The organism is Kutzneria sp. NPDC051319 (assembly GCF_040682195.1).
GTDB lineage: Bacteria > Actinomycetota > Actinomycetes > Mycobacteriales > Pseudonocardiaceae > Kutzneria.
In genome coordinates, this window is sequence record NZ_JBFBAM010000064.1 from 30461 (window position 1) to 52133 (window position 21673).

The 21673-nt window shown below is 69.1% G+C and carries 24 protein-coding genes; 12 read left to right on the forward strand and 12 right to left on the reverse strand.

Features of this window, described 5'->3' with window-relative positions; translation table 11 throughout:
• The first annotated feature begins 2 nt into the window (after positions 1-2).
• Genes AB0M73_RS38760 through AB0M73_RS38770 form a run of 3 tightly spaced genes read left to right on the forward strand, consistent with a single transcriptional unit; the run spans position 3 to position 2829 of the window.
• Positions 3-923 carry a diiron oxygenase gene (locus AB0M73_RS38760; RefSeq protein WP_363902169.1) on the forward strand — a complete coding sequence of 307 codons (921 nt, stop codon included), beginning with the start codon at positions 3-5 and terminating at the stop codon, positions 921-923.
• Positions 923-1672 (forward strand): tryptophan 2,3-dioxygenase family protein, encoded by a 750-nt coding sequence (locus AB0M73_RS38765; protein ID WP_363902172.1) that lies wholly within the window; start codon positions 923-925, stop codon positions 1670-1672. Before AB0M73_RS38760 ends, AB0M73_RS38765 begins: the two co-directional genes overlap by 1 nt.
• Positions 1669-2829, forward strand: a complete 1161-nt coding sequence (locus AB0M73_RS38770; RefSeq protein WP_363902175.1) for an RNA polymerase subunit sigma-70 — start codon at positions 1669-1671, stop codon at positions 2827-2829. Before AB0M73_RS38765 ends, AB0M73_RS38770 begins: the two co-directional genes overlap by 4 nt.
• 75 nt (positions 2830-2904) lie before the next feature.
• Here the strand turns inward: AB0M73_RS38770 and AB0M73_RS38775 are convergent, their stop codons facing one another.
• A complete protein-coding gene (locus AB0M73_RS38775) occupies positions 2905-3471 on the reverse strand; it encodes a dihydrofolate reductase family protein (protein ID WP_363902178.1) in 567 nt (188 codons plus the stop codon).
• Between the two features lies 1 nt (position 3472).
• Here AB0M73_RS38775 and AB0M73_RS38780 point away from each other — a divergent pair, with 1 nt between their 5' ends.
• A complete protein-coding gene (locus tag AB0M73_RS38780) occupies positions 3473-3625 on the forward strand; it encodes a hypothetical protein (protein ID WP_363902181.1) in 153 nt (50 codons plus the stop codon).
• A gap of 27 nt (positions 3626-3652) precedes the next feature.
• Here the strand turns inward: AB0M73_RS38780 and AB0M73_RS38785 are convergent, their stop codons facing one another.
• A complete protein-coding gene (locus AB0M73_RS38785) occupies positions 3653-4129 on the reverse strand; it encodes an ATP-binding protein (protein ID WP_363902184.1) in 477 nt (158 codons plus the stop codon).
• Positions 4130-4318: 189 nt separating this feature from the next.
• Positions 4319-5317: a WYL domain-containing protein gene (locus tag AB0M73_RS38790; RefSeq protein WP_363902186.1), complete on the reverse strand. Its 999-nt coding sequence runs from the start codon at positions 5315-5317 to the stop codon at positions 4319-4321.
• Between the two features lie 187 nt (positions 5318-5504).
• Here AB0M73_RS38790 and AB0M73_RS38795 point away from each other — a divergent pair, with 187 nt between their 5' ends.
• Positions 5505-5876 (forward strand): nuclear transport factor 2 family protein, encoded by a 372-nt coding sequence (locus AB0M73_RS38795; RefSeq protein ID WP_363902189.1) that lies wholly within the window; start codon positions 5505-5507, stop codon positions 5874-5876.
• A 97-nt stretch (positions 5877-5973) separates the two neighbouring features.
• Here the strand turns inward: AB0M73_RS38795 and AB0M73_RS38800 are convergent, their stop codons facing one another.
• From AB0M73_RS38800 to AB0M73_RS38810, 3 genes are read right to left on the reverse strand one after another with little or no spacing between them, the layout of a single operon-like run.
• The gene (locus AB0M73_RS38800) at positions 5974-7272 is read right to left on the reverse strand and encodes an FAD-dependent oxidoreductase (RefSeq protein WP_363902192.1); all 1299 of its coding nucleotides are present in this window, start codon (positions 7270-7272) and stop codon (positions 5974-5976) included.
• On the reverse strand, positions 7262-8116 hold the full coding sequence (locus AB0M73_RS38805; RefSeq protein ID WP_363902195.1) for an alpha/beta hydrolase-fold protein: 855 nt from the start codon (positions 8114-8116) through the stop codon (positions 7262-7264). The genes AB0M73_RS38800 and AB0M73_RS38805 overlap by 11 nt, the downstream gene beginning before the upstream one ends.
• The gene (locus AB0M73_RS38810; RefSeq protein ID WP_363902198.1) at positions 8113-9339 is read right to left on the reverse strand and encodes an amidohydrolase family protein; all 1227 of its coding nucleotides are present in this window, start codon (positions 9337-9339) and stop codon (positions 8113-8115) included. Before AB0M73_RS38810 ends, AB0M73_RS38805 begins: the two co-directional genes overlap by 4 nt.
• Before the next feature lie 81 nt (positions 9340-9420).
• Between AB0M73_RS38810 and AB0M73_RS38815 the strand changes: the two genes are divergently transcribed.
• Entirely contained in the window at positions 9421-10017 is a 597-nt protein-coding gene (locus tag AB0M73_RS38815; protein ID WP_363902201.1) for a TetR/AcrR family transcriptional regulator, read from the forward strand.
• 97 nt (positions 10018-10114) lie between these two features.
• On the opposite strand, the gene AB0M73_RS38820 is transcribed toward AB0M73_RS38815, so the two are convergent.
• Entirely contained in the window at positions 10115-10687 is a 573-nt protein-coding gene (locus AB0M73_RS38820) for a GNAT family protein (protein ID WP_363902204.1), read from the reverse strand.
• A 182-nt stretch (positions 10688-10869) separates the two neighbouring features.
• Entirely contained in the window at positions 10870-11868 is a 999-nt protein-coding gene (locus AB0M73_RS38825; protein ID WP_363902207.1) for a sigma-70 family RNA polymerase sigma factor, read from the reverse strand.
• Between the two features lie 107 nt (positions 11869-11975).
• Here AB0M73_RS38825 and AB0M73_RS38830 point away from each other — a divergent pair, with 107 nt between their 5' ends.
• Positions 11976-13424, forward strand: coding sequence for a DHA2 family efflux MFS transporter permease subunit (locus AB0M73_RS38830; protein WP_363902232.1), 1449 nt, complete (start codon positions 11976-11978; stop codon positions 13422-13424).
• Between the two features lie 3 nt (positions 13425-13427).
• On the opposite strand, the gene AB0M73_RS38835 is transcribed toward AB0M73_RS38830, so the two are convergent.
• From AB0M73_RS38835 to AB0M73_RS38845, 3 genes are all read right to left on the reverse strand, one after another.
• A complete protein-coding gene (locus tag AB0M73_RS38835; RefSeq protein WP_363902210.1) occupies positions 13428-15035 on the reverse strand; it encodes a GMC family oxidoreductase N-terminal domain-containing protein in 1608 nt (535 codons plus the stop codon).
• Between the two features lie 142 nt (positions 15036-15177).
• Positions 15178-16191, reverse strand: a complete 1014-nt coding sequence (locus AB0M73_RS38840; RefSeq protein ID WP_363902213.1) for an NAD-dependent epimerase/dehydratase family protein — start codon at positions 16189-16191, stop codon at positions 15178-15180.
• A 44-nt stretch (positions 16192-16235) separates the two neighbouring features.
• On the reverse strand, positions 16236-17069 hold the full coding sequence (locus tag AB0M73_RS38845; RefSeq protein WP_363902216.1) for a DUF998 domain-containing protein: 834 nt from the start codon (positions 17067-17069) through the stop codon (positions 16236-16238).
• A gap of 58 nt (positions 17070-17127) precedes the next feature.
• Here AB0M73_RS38845 and AB0M73_RS38850 point away from each other — a divergent pair, with 58 nt between their 5' ends.
• A complete protein-coding gene (locus AB0M73_RS38850; protein ID WP_043714533.1) occupies positions 17128-17712 on the forward strand; it encodes a TetR/AcrR family transcriptional regulator in 585 nt (194 codons plus the stop codon).
• Positions 17713-18017: 305 nt separating this feature from the next.
• On the opposite strand, the gene AB0M73_RS38855 is transcribed toward AB0M73_RS38850, so the two are convergent.
• A complete protein-coding gene (locus AB0M73_RS38855) occupies positions 18018-18176 on the reverse strand; it encodes a colicin D domain-containing protein (protein ID WP_363902220.1) in 159 nt (52 codons plus the stop codon).
• A 143-nt stretch (positions 18177-18319) separates the two neighbouring features.
• Between AB0M73_RS38855 and AB0M73_RS38860 the strand changes: the two genes are divergently transcribed.
• From AB0M73_RS38860 to AB0M73_RS38875, 4 genes are all read left to right on the forward strand, one after another.
• Positions 18320-19063 (forward strand): DinB family protein, encoded by a 744-nt coding sequence (locus tag AB0M73_RS38860; RefSeq protein ID WP_363902235.1) that lies wholly within the window; start codon positions 18320-18322, stop codon positions 19061-19063.
• 143 nt (positions 19064-19206) lie between these two features.
• Entirely contained in the window at positions 19207-19635 is a 429-nt protein-coding gene (locus AB0M73_RS38865; RefSeq protein WP_363902223.1) for a hypothetical protein, read from the forward strand.
• Positions 19636-20659: 1024 nt separating this feature from the next.
• On the forward strand, positions 20660-20989 hold the full coding sequence (locus AB0M73_RS38870) for a helix-turn-helix domain-containing protein (RefSeq protein WP_363902226.1): 330 nt from the start codon (positions 20660-20662) through the stop codon (positions 20987-20989).
• A gap of 321 nt (positions 20990-21310) precedes the next feature.
• Complete coding sequence (locus tag AB0M73_RS38875) at positions 21311-21484, forward strand: hypothetical protein (protein ID WP_363902229.1); 174 nt, start codon at positions 21311-21313, stop codon at positions 21482-21484.
• Positions 21485-21673: the final 189 nt, after the last annotated feature.

Genomic DNA, 21673 nt, shown 5'->3' on the forward strand with positions numbered 1-21673 from the left:
CGATGGACCGATGGCACGACCTGGCCGGCGTGCGCACCGGCGTCCGACGGGTCTTCCACGAGGAGGCGGAGGCGGGCAGGGTCTTCTTCCCGGAACGGCTGGTGCCCTACCTGTCCCACGAGGCCGTGCGTGAGCTGCCCGACGAGCGGCGGCGCGAACTGACGGTGCGCCATCTCTACCAGTTCCTGCTGTCCACCTCGCACCTGGAGACCCGCGTCGTCAATCGGGGGGCCGAGCTCATCGCCAACGGCCGCAGCGGGATCGAGCTGCCGCCCGCCAGCCGGCTGGCCGCGTTCAAGGTGTACTGCGACGAGGGCTACCACGCCCTGTACAGCCTGGACCTCGCCGACCAGATCGGCGCCGTGACCCGGGTGGCCGTGCCGGGCTGGGACTACGGCGGGTTCGTCGGCCAGCTGGCCGACGCCGCCGCCCTGACCCTGCCCGACCATCCGCGGCTGGCCGTCCTGCTGCAGGTGGTCGTGTTCGAGACGCTGATCACCGCCGTGCTGCACGAGATTCCGAACGACGACACGGTGGTCGGCGCGGTCCGGGAGACCGTCCGCGACCACGCGTTGGACGAGGGGCGGCACCACCGCTACTTCACCGGGTTCTTCCACGAGCTCTGGCGCCAGCTGGACGAGCCGACCCGGGCTCGCGTGGGGTTCGCGCTGCCTGCGCTGATCCGCGGCTGCCTGCTCTGGGACGTGGAACCGGTTCGCTCGTCACTCCGGTTGGCGGGCCTGGACGACTCCACGGCGACCGCCGTCGTCCGCGACTGCTACGGCGGCGACGCCGGCGACGAGCGGATCAGAGCCATCTGCCGGGCCAGCCTCCGCATGTGCGAGTCGGCCGGCGTGTTCGCCGTGCCCGGTGCGGTCGAGCAGTTCGCCGCGCACGGTCTGATCGACGGGAGTGCACCCTGATGCCTGCCTACGGCGCCTATCTCCAGCTGCCCGCGTTGTTGGAGAACCAATGCCCACACGCCGGTCCCGACGCGCACGACGAGCTCATGTTCATCACCGTGCACCAGGTTTTCGAGCTGTTGTTCAAGCAGTTGCTGCTGGAACTGGGCGACGCGCGGGATCGGATGCTCGGCGGCGAGAGCTACCTGCCCCGCAAACGGCTGGAGCGCGCCGTGGTCATCCAGCGGGCGTTGCTGGCCCAATTCGACGTGCTGGACACCATGGAGCCGCAGGACTTCGCTGTCTTCCGCGGCGCGCTCGGCGCCGGCAACGGCGGTCAGTCCGCCCAGTTCTGGGAGCTCGCGCTGCTGTCCGGCTCGCGGGACGACACCTATCTCGACCGGCCGTGGTACACCGAGCAGGAACGCTCACGGCTTCGCCGGCGGTTCGAGGAACCCTCGCTGTGGGACGGTTTTCTGGCCCTGCTCACCGACGCCGGCTTCGACGTGGCGACGACGTCGCACCGGGCTGCCGCCTGCCGCCGGCTCGCCGCGCGCACCGACCAGCACCGTCAGCTCTGGGACCTCGCCGAGGCCCTCATCGCCCACGACCAGGCGTGGGCGTCCTGGCAGGGCCGGCACCTGCTCACCGTCCAGCGCCAGATCGGCCGCAGGCGCGGCACCGGCGGCACTGCCGGGGCCGCCCACCTCAAATCCCGTCTGGACGACCGGTTCTACCCGGAGTTGTGGGAACTGCGCGCGTCGCTGTGAGCGCCACAGGCCTGACGGTCGACGCGTCGTCGACGGATTGGCCGGGCGCCACGGACGAGGCCGGCGAGCTCGTCGGCTTCACCGATGAGAAATCCTCCGCCGTGTCGTCGGTTCTGGTGGCCCTCGCACCGGTGGAAGGATCGACGACCATGACCGACGGCAGACCTCTGGGCCCCGCAGAGGCCACGTTCATCGCGGCGGCCCGCTCGGGCGACACGGCGCGGTTCGCACTCATCACGGAGCGCCACCGGCGTGAGCTGCAGGTGCACTGCTACCGGATGCTCGCGAACTACGACGACGCCCAGGACATGACGCAGGAGACGTTCCTGCGAGCGTGGCACAAGCGGGAGTCGTTCAACGGCCACGCCACGCTGCGGACCTGGCTGTACCGGATCGCGACGAACGCCTGCCTCGACTTCCTGGACAAGCGCAATGACCGGACACCCGTGCCGTCCGGGCTGTCCGACCCTGGCTCCGAATTGCCGTACCTGCAGCCCTACCCCGACCGGATGTTCCCCGAGGACCCGCAGGAATCGGTGGTGGCGCGGGAGACGATCGAGCTGGCGTTCATCGTCGCCGTCCAGCACCTGCCGCCACGGCAGCGGGCGGTGCTCATCCTGCGCGACGTCGTCGGCTGGCCGGCGTCGAAGGCCGCCGACGCCCTTGAGCTGACCGTCGCGTCGGTGACCAGCGCACTGCAGCGGGCGCGCGTGACGATGCGCGAGCAACTGTCCGACCACCGGCTGGACTGGCGCAGCCCCGCCACGCACGAGCTGTCGGACGAGGAGCGCGGCGTGGTGAAGTCCTACATCGACGCCCACGAGCGCAGCGACCTCGGAGGGCTGATGGCCCTGCTGCGCGACGACCTGCGCTTCGCGATGCTGCCCGATCCGGGCACCGTCATCGTGGGGGCCAAGGACTCGGTGGACGGCTGGGTCTCCGGCGGGCTCTTCCAGCCCGGCCACGACGACTGGCGCTGTGTCACGACAACCGTCAATCACATGCCGGCCGCGGCGCTGTACCTGCGCACCCCCGACGACCCGGCGTACCGGCTGTTGAACATCGCGGTCCTGCACATCGCCGACGGGAAGATCGCCGAGCTCACCGGATTCGACGCCACCGACAAACCATGGCTGGGCCTGCCTCCGACACTGTGACCACAAGGATCCGGCATTGCCGACGTGGCGTCTTCACGCCCGTCGGCAACGCCGACCCGAGCTGCCGGCCTGTGCTCATCGCCTCGTCTCGTACCGGGCCATGACCACACCGTCTGGGAACGTCCGCGTCTCCACCAGGCTCAGGTTCGTCCAACTGTCCAGCGCGGTGAAGAACGGCGTGCCGGCGCCGACCAGGACCGGGTGCGTGACGATCGCGTACTCGTCGATCAGCCCGGCCCGCATGGCCGCCCCGCCGAGCGTCGCGCCGCCGATGGTCATCGGGCCGCCGTCCTCGGCCCTGAGCCGGGTGATCTCGGCGACCGCGTCGCCGGTGACCAGGCGGGTGTTCCAGTCGACCTTGTCGATCGTCGAGGAGAACACCACCTTCGGCGTGTCCCGCCAGTTCCGCGCGAACTCGACCTGCGCCGGCGTGGCGTCGGGCTGCTGGTCGCCGGTCGGCCAGTAGGAGCTCATCGCCTCCCACAGCTTGCGGCCGTACAGGGACAGTTGGCTGGCCCGCTCGTGGTCGAGCCACCACTGGAACAGCTCGTCGCTCGGCGGTCCGCTCCAGCCGATGTCGTCGCCGGGCGCGGCGATGTAGCCGTCCAGGGTCACGTTCATGCCGAAGATCAATTTCCGCATCGTGGCAGCCTCTCGTGAGTCGATCCCACACGTGCAGACGGGCGCGATGCGGAAACCTAATCGGTGCTCCCCGTATCCGCTGAACCACGCCGACCGCGTGCTGGCCGACCTCGCCACCGATCGCGTGAACGGCGCCGCCGTGCTCGTGCCTTGACGGCTCGCTACTGCCTGTAGGCGACGCTCATGAGCGGCGATCTTCATCGGTTTTGTGAGGCTCGGGCGACTGGCATGGCACGCGCTCCGCACCGGAGCAGGAGATGACGGCCCACACGGACTTGCCCTCACCGGCGGGCTCGTCTCGTACGCCCCACTCGCCGGCCAACCGGTCCAGGATGATCAGGCCGCGGCCCCGTACCTGGTCAGCCCGGCCATGTCGAGCCATTCTCGGACGTTCTCGACTGTTGTCCTCGACCTCGATGCGAACCCAGCAGGGCTGACGTGAGTGACTCAGCCGCACCTGCCGAGCCCCGCCGCCGTGGTCGTAGGCATTGGCCAGCAGCTCCACTGCCGCCAGGAGAACGTCATTCAGGTGGGGTTCGCCGATCTGCGCGAGTGCCCTGCCGCACCAACGCCGGACCGCCACTATGGGCGGGAGTGCGGCGTCGTCTAGGTCCAACGTCCAAACGTTGCCATCACTCGGCGTGTCTGAATCTGGCATGAGGTATCCGTCTCCGGCCGGCGTCCTCGCTGCTGAAGGCGCTCGGCGCAGATTGCCCACAACGGACGGTCGGGAAACAGCACGTATTCGGCGGCGCGAGGTCGGTCCAGCCGAGGGCGAGCTGGGCGGCGGCGGCCGAACGGTTGACCCCGGCTCGACTTTGCTTCGGGTCGATCTCGCGGACCAGGCTCACTGTCCTGCGGCCGGCAGTTCGTAGCGCGCCACGATCGCCGCGGCCAAACGGGCCAGGACTTGGCGCGCCTCGTCAGGCGTGAGGACTTCGACGTCGGGGCCGAAGGCGAGCAGAGTCTGAGTGGCGAACAGGGAACGGAAACGCAGTTCGACGGTGGTCCACCCGGTTTGTGTCGCGGGCGGTGGGGAGTCGACCTGGTCGGGGTCGGCGAGATCGGCTTGATGGACGCGGAGGAACAGGGCCAGCGTGTCGTCCCGCACCCGGACGGTGACCGCCAGCGGGGCGGGAAGGTCGTCGATGCGCCGGCGCAGGATCTCCCAGGTCCCGGCCAACTCCACACCGTCACGTCGCCGCACCGGCTCGGTCAGCACGGTCACCGACCGAGCGCGGTCCACACGGTAGAGTGCGGGTTCGCCTTTGTGGTCGGCGACGAGGTACCAGACGCCGGCCTTGTTGACCAGCCCGTACGGGTCGACGGTGTAGGTGCGCACGCGGTTGTCGCGGCCGTGCCGGTAGCGCAGCCTGAGCCGCCAGTCCGCGAAAACGGCCCGTTGAAAGGCATCCAGGTCCGGACCGACACGGTCAGGGCCGGGGGAGCCACGCCAGCGGACAGGGTCGATCAGGATGCGGCGGCTGGTCAGGTCGGCGTCGAACCGATATGGGGCGGGCAGTGCCGCCATGACCTTGCGCAGCGCGGAGCCGAGGGCGTGGCCGAGCCCGAGGTCGACGTGGGCGGAGCCGGACAACAACACGAACAAGGCTCGGGATTCGTCGGCCGTCAGGCCGGTCACGTCGGTGTGATAGCCGGGCAGCAGGGCGATGCCGCCCTGGGGACCGCGGACGGTGTAGACGGGAACTCCGGCCGTGGACAGGGCTTCGACGTCGCGCATGATCGTGCGGGTCGACACCTCCAGGCGCTCGGCCAGGGTCGCGGCCGCCAGCTGTCCGTGTGTCTGCAGGAGCAGCAGGATCGAGAGCAGGCGGTCGGACTTCATGCCGCGAGTCTCCTCCTATAGGTCACTCGATGACATATATGCGCTCGGACTGCGTCGCGCGGGCGTGACGGCGATCACGCCCGAGCGACCGTCCCTATATGACGGCGGCTGTCATGTATGAGGGCGAAGGATGACGTCATCGGCCGCGGACACCGCGGACGTCACCTCAAGGAAGGATTCCTCAGTTATGACCGCCACCACCGGTGCCGCTCAGAAGATCGCCGACGCCTACGTCCGGGCCTGGACCGGCGGTGACGCCGAGAAGGCCCTGAGCCTGGTCGCCGACGACGTCGTGTGCGAGGCCCCCACCGGCCGGATCGAGGGCATCGAGGGCTACCGCCAGTTCCTGGCGCCGTTCGTGGGCATGGTCGTCAACGGCAAGGTTATCGACGTGCTGGGCCACGACACCCACGCGGCGACCGTCTACGCCGTCGACCTGCCCTTCGTCCAGAACCTGCACGGCGTGGAGTACCTCACCGTCACCGACGGCAAGATCAGCCACGTGATCAGCGTCTTCGACACCTCGCCCATGGTGCGGGCCCGCGCCGCTCAGGGCTGACCGGCCGGCGCTCGCGTGTGCTCCCCGACGCGAGCGCCGGAGCGTGGCGGTGTTGTCGATCCAGGCCTGGAGAGCATCGGCTCCTCCGAGTTCCGGCTCAGCCCATCACGGTGCCCGAGTTCGCGGTGTTTCGGTCGCGCTTACGAGAAAACGCGCCCAGGTCGATCTCCAGGCCGGTGCGCGGGGCCCGGAACCGGACGGGTGAGGCGTCGTGGTCGACGCCGTTCTCCACCTGGTTGATCAGCTCCGTCATCAGCTGCCCCACGACCGGCGCGTTCTTGAACTGGTTGCCGCTGGTTCCGATCGCGAGGTAGAAGCCCTCGAGTTCGGAGCGGTCGTAGATCGGAGTCCAATCGTCGGCGACGTCATACACGCCCACCACGCCGCGCGCCCGGTTGGGCACCGTCAGACCGGGCAACCGCCGCGCGGCCCGCGTCACCTGCGCCTCGAAGACCGCGGCCGTCGGGTGGATGTCGGCGGCGTCCGGGTCGTCGGTCCACCGCATCGGATCACACTCCGGTTCCGTTCCGCCGACGAGCAGGCCCCCTCCTACTTCACCGCGGAAATAGGTGCCCAGATCCATGTCCGCCACCACCGGTCCGCCATAGCCCTCGCGGACCGGCACGTGCGCTACTTCCTGCCTCAGCGGGCGCACCCCGACCGTGAAGTCGGAACCCACGCCGGCCAGCCGATTCACCACGCCCGACCACGGACCGGCCGCATTGACCACGACGGCACAGGGAATCCGGGCGCCGTCCGACAACCGCACCGACGTCACGCGCCCGCCGGCTTTCTCCACCGCTGTCACCGTGCTGCGAAAGCGGAACTCCGCCCCGCACGCCGAGGCCGCGGCGGCGAGGTTCACGGCGGCGAGGCTCGGGTCCGAGACGTAGCCGGCATCCGGGGTGTACACGCCGCCGAGCGTGTGGTGCGAGTCCTGCCAGAATTCCTCGTCGTCGAGCCGCTTCGGCGGCCAATAGCGGCCGACGTCCATGCCCGGAACGCGCTCGGCCAAGGTCGCGCTGTCCCATTCCTCGTAGGGGACACCGATCTCGTTGAACAACGGAAGCCACGACGTACGCGGAGCCGTCTCGACGTCCAGCATGACCAGCCCACTCTTGCGGAACATGGCGAGGTCGCCGACATCGTGCCCGAGGTGGCCGGCCCAGTCGAGCCAACCGAAATGCGCCTCCCACGACGTCGCCACCCCGGCGGTGGTGGAGAAGTTGAACCGGACGACCGCACTCGACGCCGAGGTCGACCCCTGTCCGGCTCCTGGGGCCCGATCGAGCACGATCACCCGGTGCCCTGCCCGGGCGAGCTCAAGGGCGATCGACGAACCGATCACTCCCGCCCCGATCACGACCACGTCGGCACCCAGGCACTTAGCGGCCACGGCAGGTCCTGAGGTAGCTCAGGAACGATGCCTGTAGGCCGGTCACGTGCGTTTCGCGCAGGACCGCGCTGGTGACGGCTGCGCCGCGGGCGGTCAGGCGGTGCAGGACGGTAGCCGTGTTCTTCGCGAGGTTCTGGTAGATGGCCAGGTCTCCAAGGAGCTCTTGGTCGTTGACGGTCAGGTGAAGCTTGGCGGCAGGCAGGTTTTCGCCCAGTTCTTCAAGCCGCGAGAAGATTTGGCTGTCCTCACCGGTGACGCCGGGACTGCCCGCTCCGATGCTCTCGAAGAGCGTGCAGCCGGTGAGCCAGGTGTAGAGACTGAAGAGACCGCCGTAGGAGTAGCCGAAAAGGCCGTGACCGCTCGTGGCTGTGCCGTAGTCGCGTTCGATCCGCGGGTGCAGTTCCGCGGTGAGGAAGCTCAGGAACGCATCAGCGTGGGTGTCGCGTAGTTCGGCGAGGTAGGCGTCGGATTCTTCACGTGTCCTCGCGCCCGTGCGAACTCCCATCTCCACGGCATCGACGAGCTCCTTGGCGATGGGCTCGCCCGGCGGCACGAGGTCCCTGTTGCGCAGCCGATCCCAGTGCTGTGCTTCCTCGCCTGCGTAACCGACGCTGACTTGGATGTAGGGCTGGATCTGGTGCATGGGGTCTTTCTGAGTGACGATGAGCGGAGCCGTCATGCCCACGGCCCAGTTGCCGTCGAGCACGTACACGGCAGGCGCTTGTGTCGTGGCGGGGTCGTAGCCCGGTGGCGTGGTGACCCAGACGCCGTAGTCGTGCCCTCCGCTGGAACGCAGCTCGAAATAGTCGGTGTCGGCGAGGCAGCCCTGCCACATGGTGCTCATCGAAGGTCCTTCACGACTCGGCCGGCCTTGAGAACGAGGACGGCATTGGCGGGATCGGCGAACAGCTCCGGGTCTTCGACCGGGTTGCCGTTCCACAACACGAGGTCGGCCTGCGCGCCGGGAGCGATGACGCCGACCTGGCCGGACAGGCCGAGGATCTCCGCGTTGGTCCTGGTGGCCGCGACGAGGGCTTCCATCGGTGTTTCGAGCTGTGCGCGCAGCCTGAGCTCCTCGCCCCGACGGTTCTGAGCCGGACCGATGAGATCGGATCCCAGCCCGATCCGCACTCCGGCCTCCTTGGCGGCAGCGAGCGCCGCGGTCATCCGCTCACGAACACCCAGCACTCGATCGCGGGTCGATTCGTCGAGGCCCGCTCCGGCGGTGTCGCGCAGCAGTTGCTCGACGACGGCGAACGTGGGCACGAGGGCCACCCCGCGAGCGGCCATCAGGGTGGCCGTGGATTCATCGAGGTCGGTGCCGTGCTCGACACAGCGCACGCCGGCCTCGACCGCGTTCCGGATGCCGTCGTTGTTGTGGGCGTGCACCGTCACGTAGGTGCCCCGCGCCGCGGCTTCCTGGACAGCGACGGCGATCTCCTCGACGGTGAACTGGGTGTCGGTCAGCCGGTCGTGCGCTCCGACCACTCCGCCGGTCACGCAGAGCTTCAGGAAGGAGGCTCCGCGACGGAAGGCCTCGCGCACGTTGCGCCGCAGCTCGTCCGCGTTGCCGGACATCATGGACAGGGCGCACAGGCCGGGCAGGTGGTGGCTGTCCCACAGCTCGGTGGGCTCCCAGTCGGCTCCGAAGTAGCCGTGCCCACCGATCTGGCACTGGACCGGTCCGCACGACAGGACGCGCGGCCCTCTGACCTTGCCCTTCGCGATCGTGGTGACGAGGCCGCCGTCGACCCCGCCGGTGTCCCGGACGGTGGTGAAGCCGGCGTCGAGCGTCGCGCCGGCCGTGGCGAAGATGTCCGCCGCGAGCTCGGCGGCGCTGATCCGGAACGAGAACTGCGGCTGGATCGGGCTCGACAAGCCCAGGTGGACGTGAGCGTCGATCAGGCCGGGCGTCATCGTCAGGCCTCCGGCGTCCAGGCGCTCGCCGCGTGCGCCGGAGGCGCCGACCTGGGTGATAAGCCCCTCGTCGATGCTGATGTCGACGTCGACGGGGTCGCGACCCGATCCGTCGACGACGGTCGCGCCGACCACTTGACACCGTTCCACGAGTCGCTCCCTCCGCAGGCTGCGACCATGTGCGGGCAACACGGCGTAGCCAGGTTCTTATCCAATGGATAAACTGTGGGAGTGATCCTGTCAAGCACGGAACGCAAGAGCGACGCACGCGAGCGTCTCCTCGCTCGGCTCCTCGACGCCTTCGGCGAGGACCTTCCCGCACCGGAGGTGTCGCTCCGTGAGATCGCCGCCAGGACCGGGACCAACCACGCCCACCTGCGATACCACTTCGGGTCGCTCCCGGGCGTCTTGGCGGCCATGCTGAAGGCACAGCGCTCCCGTGACAACGAGGCGCTTTTCGAGGCCGCCCCCGAGGGCACCTTCGACGACTTCGTGGTGTCGATCTGGCGCGCCTACACTCGCCCGCAGCAGCTGTCGCGTGTCCGTGGGTTCTTTCACGTCGTAGGACTGGCCGCGTACAGCCCGGAGGACTTTCGCGAGTTCATCGACTCGCTCGACGACCTGACCAAGATGCTGGCCTCGCTCGCGGAACGCGAAGGGCTCGACGCCAAGGAAGCGCCGGCTTTGGCCACCGTCACCGTTGCCGCGATTCGTGGCCTGCTCTTGCAGGAAGTTCTGACTCCGGCAGGCCACTCGGAGGACGCCGTCGCCTTGATCCTGCGCATGAGCAAAGGCCAATCCGTTCCAGGTGCACGCCCAGGGCCCTGAGCCCTCGCCGGGCAGGCGGTCGGCTGCGACGGCGTAGCTGGGCGACGATGTCGGCGGTGAGCCGAGGGGCGAGTGTGGTGGTCATCCAGTCGAGGACTCAGCGGGCTGGAACCGGCTCGGACGACGGCCGCCAGTCCCGCCTGAGCAGCCCGTAGACCCACGAGTCGGAGACCTCGCCGTTCACGACGCAGTCCTCCCGCAGCGTCCCTTCACGCACGAACCCGAGCTTCTCCAGCACGCGGGCAGATGCCACGTTGCGTGTGTCGGCTTCTGCCTGGACGCGATTCAGGTCCAGCGTGTCGAACGCCCACCGCAGCAAGACGCGCGCGGCCTCCGTCGCGTAGCCGTGGCCCCACGCCGCCTCGTTGTAGCAGTAGCCCAGCGACGCACTGCGGTAGTCCGGATTCCACCGACTCAGGGTGCACCAGCCGATGAAGGCGCCATCGGAGACACGATCCACGGCCAGCCGCGCCCCGGTGCCCTCCTCTGCCATCTGCCGGCACGCCGCGATGAACCGTTCGGAGCGCACGTGCTCGCTCCACGGCGGTGCGTCCCAGTAGCGCAACACGTAGGCGTTGCTGTGCAGTGCGAACAGGTCGTCCGCATCCGCGTCGTCGAACGGACGCAGTCGAAGGCGAGCGGTGTGCAGCGTGGGGGTGGGCAGCGACATGCCCGTCATCGTCCCTCCCGGCAATGGTGGTCGATCAACCGTGCATCTGATGGCGGCCACCCGCAACGGGTTTTCTCGGCCCGCGGGAGAGCGAGGCGCCCGCTCATCGGCGTAGCGGAGGTCGTGCTTATGACCGGCGGACGTTGCCCCGACAGCGTCCAGGTCCGGCGGCGGTGAGCACCCTAGTCGGGCAGTATTCGAGGCAGACCGAACCGGGGGAGCAGGTCCGCGCCGAGGAACGCGGTCATCCGGGTGATCCGGTCGCCGGCCAGGGTCAGCACGGTGATCCCGTGGGCGTGGGCGACGCCGGCGCGCGGATCACGGGCGTAGCGGCCGAACGCGGGTTGACCGTTGGCGTGGGTCGGGATGAGCCGGAACCGCCGGGTGCCGTGTGCGAAGGCGATGTCGGTGAAGAAGCTGCCAATGGCGTCGCGGCCCTGGTATTGCTGCGGCAGCGGCGGCATCGACATCCAGGCGTCGTCGGTGAGCAGCTTGACCATGGCCGGGACATCGCAGCGTTCGAAGGCGGCGACGAACATGTCGATGACGCGTCGTTCGGCCAGAGAGTTCGGCAACGGGGGATCGCCGGCGGGTTCGCGCATGGCCAGAGCGCCACGGGCTCTCTTCAGGGCGCCGGCGACGGCGTCCTCGGTCGTGTCGAGCATGTCGGCCACTTCGGCGCCCCGATAGCCGAGGACGTCCCGCAATATCAGGACGGCTCGTTGGCGCGGTGGCATCGTCTGCACGGCCGCCACGAACGCCAGCGACACCGCCTCACGACTCTCCACCCGCGCCTCCGGACCAGGCACTGGCGCGTCGAACTCCATCGCCGTGTCGGGATACGGCTCCAGCCACGGCACGTCGTCCAGCCTGCTCGGCTCGGGGAGGTGGTCCGCGGGCGGTGTGGCCGGCGTCGGCCGGTGACCGCGATCGCGGAGCGCGTTCAGGCAGCGGTTGGTCGCGATCCGGTACAGCCAGGTGCGCACCGAGGAGCGGCTGGCGAACCGGTCGATGCCGCGCCATGCCGCCAGCAGAGTCTCCTGGACCAGGTCCTCGGCATCGGCGACGGACCCGAGCAGCCGATAGCAGTGCACCTGCAGTTCCCTCCGGTAGGGCTCGGTGAGGCTGCTGAACGCCTCCGCGTCGCCTTGACGTGCGCCGGACAGCAATGTCTCGTCCACGGTCCCGTCCTCACCTCTGTGGTGAATCACTCGACATCTGTACCGACACCGGCGGCCCCGAAAACCGGTCGCGCCCGATTCCCTGCGCTGTGCGGGTCTACCTCACCATGCCCTCTCGAACGACAACCACCACGGACCAGCGGTGGACGCTCCCCCTGGCCGGCGTCGGGTCATTCCTGGTCGTCCTGGACCTGTTCGCCGTGTCTACCGCACTGCCCACCCTGCGGGTGGCCCTGCACGCGACCATCACGACGCTGGACTGGACGATCAACAGCTACACCCTCACCTTCGCGGCCCTGCTGATGACGGCCGCCGCGCTCGGCGACCGCTGGGGCCGTCGGGCGGTCTACATCGGAGGCTTGCTGCTGTTCGCCGGCGCCTCCGCGGCGTGCGCCCTCGCGTCCGACGGCGCCACGCTGGTCGCTGCCAGGGCAGTGCAGGGAATCGGCGCCGCGGTCACCATGGCGACGGCACTCGCGTTGATCAACGCGACCTTCCCGCCCGCACGGCGAGGGCGGGCAATGGGCGTGTTCGGCGCGGTCACCGGGGTCGCCACCGCCCTCGGCCCGATTCTCGGCGGGATCATCACGCAGGCCCTGTCCTGGTCGTACATCTTCTGGATCAACGTTCCCATCGGGGTGGCCGCCGCGGCCTGTGTCGCGCTGCGCATCCCTCGGGACCACGCCTCCAGCCGGCGATCGGTCGACCTACCGGGACTGGTCCTGGGCGGCGCGGCGGTGCTGACACTGGTGTGGGGCGTGATTCGCGCCGCGGTCCACGGATGGGACGACGGCCCGGTGATCGGCTCAATCGTGCTCGGCATGGCTTTGGTGGTGTCCCTGCTGCTGTGGGAGCGACTCGCGAGCCGACCGATGATCCCGTTGCGGCTGTTCGCCGACACCGCGTTCACGTCAGGCATCGTCGGTATCTTCCTGCAGTCGGCGTCATTGACCGCCGTGGTGTTCTTCACCGCACAGTTCCTCCAGAACGGACAGGGCGACAGCCCGTTGGCGGCAGGACTTCACCTGTTGCCGCTGGGCTTGGTCCCACTCGCGCTCGGGCCGCGGTCCGGCGCCTACGCCGACCGGGTGGGCACCTGGCCGATGATCATGATCGGCCTCACCCTGCAAACGGCGGGAACAGTGGTCATGGCCGTCTTCCCCGGCCCCGACGTGCCGTATCCCGTCCTCGGCGCGGCCATGACAATCCTCGCCGCGGGCTTCACCTTCGCTGTCCCCGCACTGACCAAATCAGTGGTCGGCTCGGTGCAGTCAGACGACATCGGCACGGCGTCCGGCCTGTTCACCACCGTCCGGCAGGTCGGCGCGGCATTCGGCGTCGCCGCAAGCTCAGCAGCCTTCACCGCCGCCGGCGGTTACAGCACCGCTTACACCGTAGCCACTGGCTACCGCGCAGCCATGGTCGTCGCCACGCTCTGCGTGGCAATCGCAGTCGCGACAAGCATCAGGTCTCGACGGGGACCAGCACCGGGATTCGCCGAAGGAAACGGTGGTGAGGCCACCGGAAGCCACGATGGCCTCACCGTAAGCGAATGATGCTCAATACTGGTCGGTTTCGGTGACGGCGTAGGTCTCGTCGAGGATGAGTTCCGCGCCGCGCTCGCCGATCATGATCGACGGTGCGTGCGTGTTCCCGCGCGGCAACGTGGGCATGATGGAGGCGTCGATCACCCGCAGGCCGGACAGGCCATGCACCCGCAGGGCCGGGTCGACGACGGCGTTGTCGTCCACACCGGACCGGCAGGTGCCGGCCGGGTGGTTGGTGGAGATCGTGGAGGCACGCAGCGACGCCAGCACCGAGTCGTCGTCGGTGGCGGTGGGGAACCGCGCCGGGCCGATCAGCGACTGCATGATCGGGCTGGCGCCCAGCTCCAAGGCAGCGCGGATGCCGGCGACGGCGATGCGGCGGTCGGCGTCGTCGCGGAAGTACGCGGCGTCGATGACCGGGTTGTCGGCGGGATCGGCCGAGCGCAGGCGAACCGTGCCCCGGCTCTCCGGCACGAGCAGGGTCACCAGGCACGACAAGCCGGGATCCTGCATGGTGAGCAGATCGATCAGCATGGGCGTGAGCTGGATGTCCGGCGCGAGCGCGTTGTCGCCGCAGCGCAGGAAAGCGCCGGCCTGGCCGATGGAGGCCAGCGCGCCGCGGCGCTGTTCGGCGTAGCGGGCCGTGCTCGCCGGCGTGTACGCGTCCAGCCACGTCGTGCCCCGGACCACCGGCCAGGACACCAGCGCCGAGGGGTGGTCCTGGAAGTTCGCGCCGACACCGGGCAGGTGGGCCACCACGTCGATGCCCAGCCGGCGAAGGTGGTCGGCCGGGCCGACACCGGACAGCATCAGCAGCTGCGGGGTGCGGACCGCGCCGGCCGACAGGACGACCGAATCCGCGTGCACCACGTGCGACGTGCCGGTGGTGTCGACGTACTCGACGCCGTTGACGGTGTCGCCGTCGATCGCCAAACGCCGCACGAAGGCCCGTGTGCGGACCTCCAGGTTCGGGCGGGTCATGGCCGGCCGCAGGTAGCCCCGTGCCGCGCTGTGCCGCTCGCCGTCACGGACGTTGCTGTACAGCAGGCCGACGCCGTCCAGCTCCGCGCCGTTGAAGTCCCGGTTCAGCGGCAGGCCGTACTCGACGCCGGCGGCGATGAACGCCAGCGACAACGGGTTGACGTCCTTGGGGGTGCCGACCGGAATGGGGCCGCCGGTGCCGTGCAGCGCCGAGGAGCCCAGTTCGTGGTCCTCGCTGCGGCGGAACGACGGCAGCACCTCCTGCCAGCCCCAGCCCTTCATGCCCTGGACGGCCCAGTGGTCGTAGTCGAGCGGGTGGCCGCGGTACCAGGCCTGGTAGTTGATGGCGCCGCCACCGCCGAGCGTGCGGCCGGCCGAGATCGGGATCTCACGGCCGTCGAGTTCGGGCTGGGCGACGGTGTCGTAGCTCCAGTCGAGTTCCCCGCGCAGCAGTTGGAAAACGCCGTGCGGGGGAGTGATGCCCGGGTCGGAGTCGGCCGGCCCGGCCTCCAGCAGCAGCACGCGGCAGTCCGGGTCCTCGGTGAGGCGGGCGGCGACCACGCAGCCGGCCGCGCCGCCGCCGACGACGATGTGGTCGAACGGGCGGCCGGATGCCGGCGCGTCATGGGTTGCGGTCATGGGTTTCTCATCCAGTCCACTTGGTACAGTCGAAGGAGGCGTCGCCGCTCGTGCGGACAACAGCGGTGGCCCGGGTTGCAATGGATGTGCCAGGACCCGGTGTCGGGGCGCACAGCGCCGCCTCGGCGGCACGGCCGAGCGCTCACCCGAGCCCGTGGCCGAGGAGGCTTTCCGCGCAGTCGACGACGGTCTGCTCGGCGGGACGAGGAGTCCAGTCCAGGATCCGTCGCGCCTTGTCCGTCGTGTGCCTGTTGCGGCGGCCGAGCGAGATGACGATCGACTTCAACGGCGGGCTGAACCTCGCCATCACCCGGACCAGGACGTTCGGCAGTTCCCGCGTGGAGACCTTCGCCGCCTTGTCGCCGAGACCGGCCTTGAGGGCACGGGCGATGTCGGCCATCCAGATGAACGGCCCGGTGCCCAGGAACCGCTGTCCGCCCGCGTCGGGTGCGGTCATGGCGCGAATGTGCAGGTCGACGAGGTCGCGGACGTCGACGACCTCCAGGCCGATCTTGGGGGCGCCGCGCATCTGTCCGCGCAGCATCCGCAGGATGATCGACGCCGTGCCGACGTTGTCCGGGGTGAGGACGGGGCCGAGCACCGCGCCGGGCAGCACCGTGACCAGCTCGGTCGGGCCGTCGTGGGCGGCCATGAAGTCCCAGGCCGCCTTCTCGGCGATCGTCTTGGATCGTCGGTACGCCGGCAGGGACGGGTCGTCGACCGTCCACAGTGTCTCGTCGGTGACCCCCTCGGTCGCGTAGGACATGGGACTGGCCGCGTTGGCGGCCGAGGTCATCACGACTCGTTTCACCTGCGCGCGGGTCGCCGCGCGCAGCACGCGCAGCGCGCCGTCGCGAGCGGGCACGATCAGCGCTTCGGGGTCCTTGTCGTCACCGCTGCCCAGCGGCGACGCGACGTGCAGCACGAAGTCGACGCCGGCCATGGCGGTGTCCCACCCGTCGTCGTCCATCAGATCGGCGTGCGCGAAGGTGAGCCGCCCGGCCGGATCGACCTCGGTGGACACCGCGTCGATCACCGCCTGCTCCCGGGACGCCGAGCGCACGGTCGCGCGCACGTCGTAGCCACGCTGGAGCAGGGCGACGATCGCCCAACCGCCGACGTAGCCGGTTCCCCCGGTGACCAGCACCTGGGCCATGTCGTGTCCTCACTCTCGTTGTTGGTGCCGGCTCGCCGGCGCCGCTAGCCGGCGACGGCGACCGGCTGGCGGCGTGAAGCCCGTCGTGCGGCGATGAGACCGCTGCCCAGGAGGACGTGGCCGATCATGATCGGGTAGATCACCGCGCGTTCGAACATCCCGATGTTCCACTGCCAGCCGGTGAACACGTCGGCCATGAACACCGGGAACGCGACCAGGCCGACGATGCCCAGCACGACGCTCGCCACGCGGCGGCCACGGCCGAGGCCGATCCTGGCCCCGGTGGCGCCGACGACGATCGCCATGATGTTCCCGGCGATCATCACGCCCTGCGCGCCGAACTGGTGGAAGGCGATCAGGCCGTTGGCCACGTTCGCGTTGGATCCCTGGAAGGTCCCCACGAGCGACACGCCGACGCCGGACAGGACGGCCAGCACGACGACGGCGATCGGCCGCGCGCCCCGGCGCAGGTCGAAGGACAGCAGCACGCCGATGATCAGCAGGGCGCCGTAGAGCACCCAGCCGGTGTCCATGACCGCGCCGAGCGGGGAGTTCCCCACCTGCCCGAACGCGACCTGGCTCGGGCCGGTCAGGCCTAGGTGGCTGACCCAGTTGTAGAACGGCGAGTAGTGCGGCTGCTGCCAGGCCGCCGCCGTGACGAACTCGGCCGCCCACGAGACCAGCGGGCCGACGAACAGCAGGACCGCGCCGATCCGGGCGGCCGCACCGGACCGAAGGATCGACCTCGCTTCGACGTCCTGCCCGGTACGGGCGCGGATCAGGTCGGCTTCGCCCGGTTCGGCGTCATGTCGATGGGCGGTGAGCGTGCGGCGCATGAGAGACCTTCCGGGATCCAACACGCGGACGATCCTCCGCATGTCGCCCCAAACTAGCGGAGGATTGTCCGCATGTCAAAGCGTGGGGCATCATCGAGGCATGACCGACCAGACGCCGAGCACCTACGGCACGCAGCGCAAGGCCGCCGCGCGCAACCGGGTCGCGATCATCGAGGCGGCCCACGAGCTGTTCGCGGAGAATCCGCTCGTGCCGCTGAGCGAGGTCGCCAAACGTGCCGGCGTCGGCGCCGGCACGCTCTACCGTCACTTCCCGACCCGCGAGGACCTGATCCTGGCGGCCTATCAGCACGACATCGACCGCCTGACCACCACCGCCGACGAGGTCCTGGCCCGGCACTCCTCGGCCAAGGCCGCCTTCGTCGAGTGGTTCGAGACGTTGTCGGCCTACATCCGTATCAAGCACGGCCTCGGTGACGCGTTGCACAGCGCCGCGGCCCAGGAGCTGATCGCGGCGTCCTGGGGGCCGACCACCGCCGCGGTGACGAAGCTGGTCGACGCCTGCGTGGCCGAGGGCGCCATCGCGCCGGGACACGACCCCGCCGACATCATCATGCTGATGAGTTTTCTGTGGCGGGTCGCGAACAACGACGACGGCGTGGCCCAGGGCCGGCGGCTGATCTCCGCCGTGTTCTCCGGCTTGAAGGAAGCGCCCCGACCGATCTGAGCATCCGTCGACCACCCCACTATCGTCGACGGCCACCGCCGAGAGCGCTCACTCGATTGCTGTCGGGGACGTCTGTGTCGGCGGTGGCCGAGGCCCGGTACCACCTCAGCTGTTGCCCACTGCTCGTAGCGCTCCAGCCAGGCATCGGCGGATCAAGCGTCGGCGAGTTCCTTCAGAGCCCGGCGCGCAACGTCGGCGACCTGCTCGTCGGTGAGGTCGCCGGGCTCGTGACGGAACCCGCGCCCCACCGCCTGCGGAACTCGGCCACCGCGTCGCCCACCAGAGGAATCCCTTGTGGACAATGTTCACGAACTGATTGTCACCCAACTGTCGTACCGATAGATCTTGGTGTCCTGGTCCGTCATGTGGTTCTTCGTGGCCTTCTCGAACTGAGCGAGGGTCGCGTTGCTCCGGTTGTCGGTGACGCTGAAGTCCGCGGCGTGAGCGTCGTACTTCTTGCTCATCGTGCCCTTGTGCGACAAGGCCGCCCTGGCCTTCCGCCGTCCCTTCGGACACGGCGTGTGTGCCGATCTCGACGCTGTTGCGTTCTTCGCGCTCGGGCAGGACATGGAAGGGGCCACATCAAGCGGGGGAGGCCAGCTTGTCGGTGCTCGGACCTAGTATGCGGAGCATGACACGGTATGTCGGCGAGGATCTGCACGGTGCGGAGTTTCGCGAGTGCGACCTGACCGGAGCACGCCTGATCGGCGTCGTCATGCAGGATGCCGTGATCGACGGGCTCATCACCAACCTCGTGGTGAACGGTGTCGAGGTCACCGGGTACGTCGAGGCAGAGCTCGACCGGCGTCATCCGGTGCGGGTGCTGATCCGCTCCGAGGACCCGGCCGATCTGCGCGAGGCATCGCGTCAGCTCAATGCCGGCTGGGCCGCCACGGTCGAGCGGGTCCGCCGTACGCCCGGCATCGAGCGCCGCAGCGTGAACGACGAGTGGTCGGCGGTGCAGACGATGCGCCACCTGGTCTTCGTCCACGACTCGTGGTTCCGCCGCTGCTGCCTGGGCTCGACGGAGCCGTTCACGCCGATGGGCATCGGGACGACCGTCGAGCCCTACCGTGGAGCACACGGGCTTGACCTCTCGCTCGATCCGACTCTCGATGAGATCGTGAGCGTGCGTGAAGCACAGGCCGCCGAGCTCGAGGCCTGGCTCGACGAGGTCACCGCTGTGCAGCTCGCAGCGCGAGCGCCGGTGCCCGACGACGATGTGTGGCCGCCGTACGCCCGCGGCCGCTCGGTGCGGCAGAGCCTCGGCACGGTGCTCAACGAGACCTTCGAGCACCGCGGCTTCTGCGTCCGCGACCTGGACCTGATCGAGGCACAGGACGCCGAGTAGGGCCGGCTGCAGATGACCAGCCGTCCACGGCAACTTCGCCGTTGGGCGCCGGCCGTCACCGTTGGCATCGGGTGGTGTCGGCGCCGTGGTGGCAGGATCCTCTGCCGAGGTCGAGGGGACAGGAAAGCCCGCGGGAGGAAATCATGGGTATCCGTTACACCGGTCCGTACGCGCAGCAGGTCGACGAGCACGAGGGTCATGCCGCGCGCAAGCTCGCCGATGGCACGGTCAGCGTGGAGTGGACCGAGGAGACCAGCTCGTTGCAGGGCTTTGTCGGGGCGTGTTCGTGCGGGTGGCGCGGGGATGGTGAACACCCGGCGACGGAGGCGGGCCGGGAAGCGGCGGAAGCGCAGTGGAACACCGAGCATCTGGGTCCGCTGATCGAGGCCGCCCGCGCCACGTGGGACAGCTGGCCCGAGGAGTTGGTCGGGTTGGCGCGGTATGTGCGGGACAGGGTGCAGGCGCAGGACGCGGCCGAGGCGTTGCGGGTTCTGGACCAGATGGTGGCCGATGTGGACTACCGCCGCCGGACCGTCACCCTGCTCGCGGCGCAGCAGGAGCCCCCGGCGTAGGAGCCGGTCGGCGTCTGCGCAGGTCAGCGGCGCGTGCGCCCGGTCGGGGCATACGTGGGTCATCCATCCGAGCAAATCTATGGTGACGGGGGTAGACATTCGGCCTTGGGTGTGTGTAGTGTTCTACCCAGCACGAGGGAAGAAAACGTCCGATGGCACGGGAGATGACGAACTACCCGTGAAGTACAGGCAAGACGGCCAGGCGTAGCGGAGCCGATCACGGTACGGGGTTCCGGTAGGTGGCCAAGGACCGGTAGTAGTGCTGGGCAGATACGCCAGGGCTCAGCGGACGGTCGCAAGCAAAGGGAAATGCAAGAGGGATCGACGCGGGAGATGACGAACTACCCGCGAGCAGTGGCTAGACGGTCAGGTGCGCCGGAGCCGGTCAGTGGAAGGGGTTCCGGCGGGTGACTGAAGCGTGAGCCGAAGGGGACCAGACTGTTCACCTGGTCCCGCGCGGTGATGGCAGTCAGAACGCACACGGCACGACAGCAGGACGCGGGCGATGTTCGACCCGTCCGCGAGACGCAAGTGAAGTGCAGGACGGTCAGGTGCGCCGGAGCCGATCAGTGGACGGGGTTCCGGTGGGTGACCAGCGGCGTCAGGTGCTGGGCCCAGTTCGGACAAGGGGTTCAGACGTGGTCGTCGCGAAAGGACAAGCACGACAGACACGCAGTAGTTCGGCAAGTGCAAGTCGCAGTTCAGCAAGTCGCAGTTCAGCAAGTCGCAGTATCCGCAGTACATGCAGTATCCGCAGTGTGTATGAGGTAGTCAGAGGAGAAGGGAAGGGTTACACGCCGTCGGATCGCCCGCTTCAGGTTGTGTCGCGCCGGGCGGGTACCGCAGTCCCATCGGAATGGAAGGTGGTCTTCGGTCACGCATATGCGATCCCCGCGGGTTCTGCCTCTCAGGCGGGCCACGCGGACAGTGTAAGCCGATCTTCCGATCGGTTGATGGTGATGAACCCAAACCCCTGGGGCCCCGGCGCTGTCTGCGCCGGGGCCCCTCATGATGTGGAGGCGCGATGATCCCTGGTCAGCGAGACGCGGCCGGTGCGAGTGCGGCCGACAAGTTCGACGATGAGCACTACCCGGCCTACACCATGGGCCGTGCCGCGGAGATGCTGGGCACCTCAGCGGGTTTCCTGCGGAGCCTGGACGAGGCCGAGCTGATTGAGCCGCAACGCTCGACCGGTGGGCATCGCCGCTACTCCCGCCACCAACTGCGGATCGCCGCCCGGGTGCGGGAGCTGGTCGATCAGGGCACGGCCCTGGGCGCGGCCTGCCGGATCATCACCCTGGAAGACCAGCTCCACGAAGCGCAGCGGATCAATGCTGGACACGAGCACGACTGATCAGACATCACGGACCCAGAGGTAACGGCGGCGGGGCTGCCGAACAGCGACAGACAGCCCCCTGCACCGCCGGATCGAACTCGCCTGTCGCGCTCCGGATTCTGGCCGCACCGCGGGCGCAGCCGCACTGTGAGCATCGCGTCGATGATTGATGCCTGATTGCTGCGAGCATCGGAGCGCCAGCGGGTATGACCGATGCTCGTCGTCGTCGCGGCCGCGTTGATGAACCGGGTGCCGGCACGGGATCGGCCCCGACGGCGTCGGGGCCGATGCGGGAACCGGTGCCGATCAACCCGGATAGTGGGAGTTGATGGCGCTGGTGTGCACGGCTGGGAAGTTCACCGCCGGGGCCGCCGCTCACCACCCATCGGCCAGCCGGTCGAACTGCTGGGCGCGCAGACGGCGCGTGAGCTGCTCGGGCCCATCGACGGCACGCTGGCGGAGCGACGGCAGGCCGTACTGGACGCGGAACTGCTGTTACGCCAGGCGGTGTGAGATGGCTTCCGGCGTGCCGAGCATGACTGGATCATCGCAAGGCGCTCGTAGCGGCACGGCGAACAGGCTCACAGGCCGGCATCACGGGCTTGGGACGTCAACGAGCTCTACTCCAGCGTGCAGAGCTACGCTTGCGCGGGCATGGCCGACAAGACCTTCGGGGCCGGCGCCGCCCAGGTCGACCTGGGC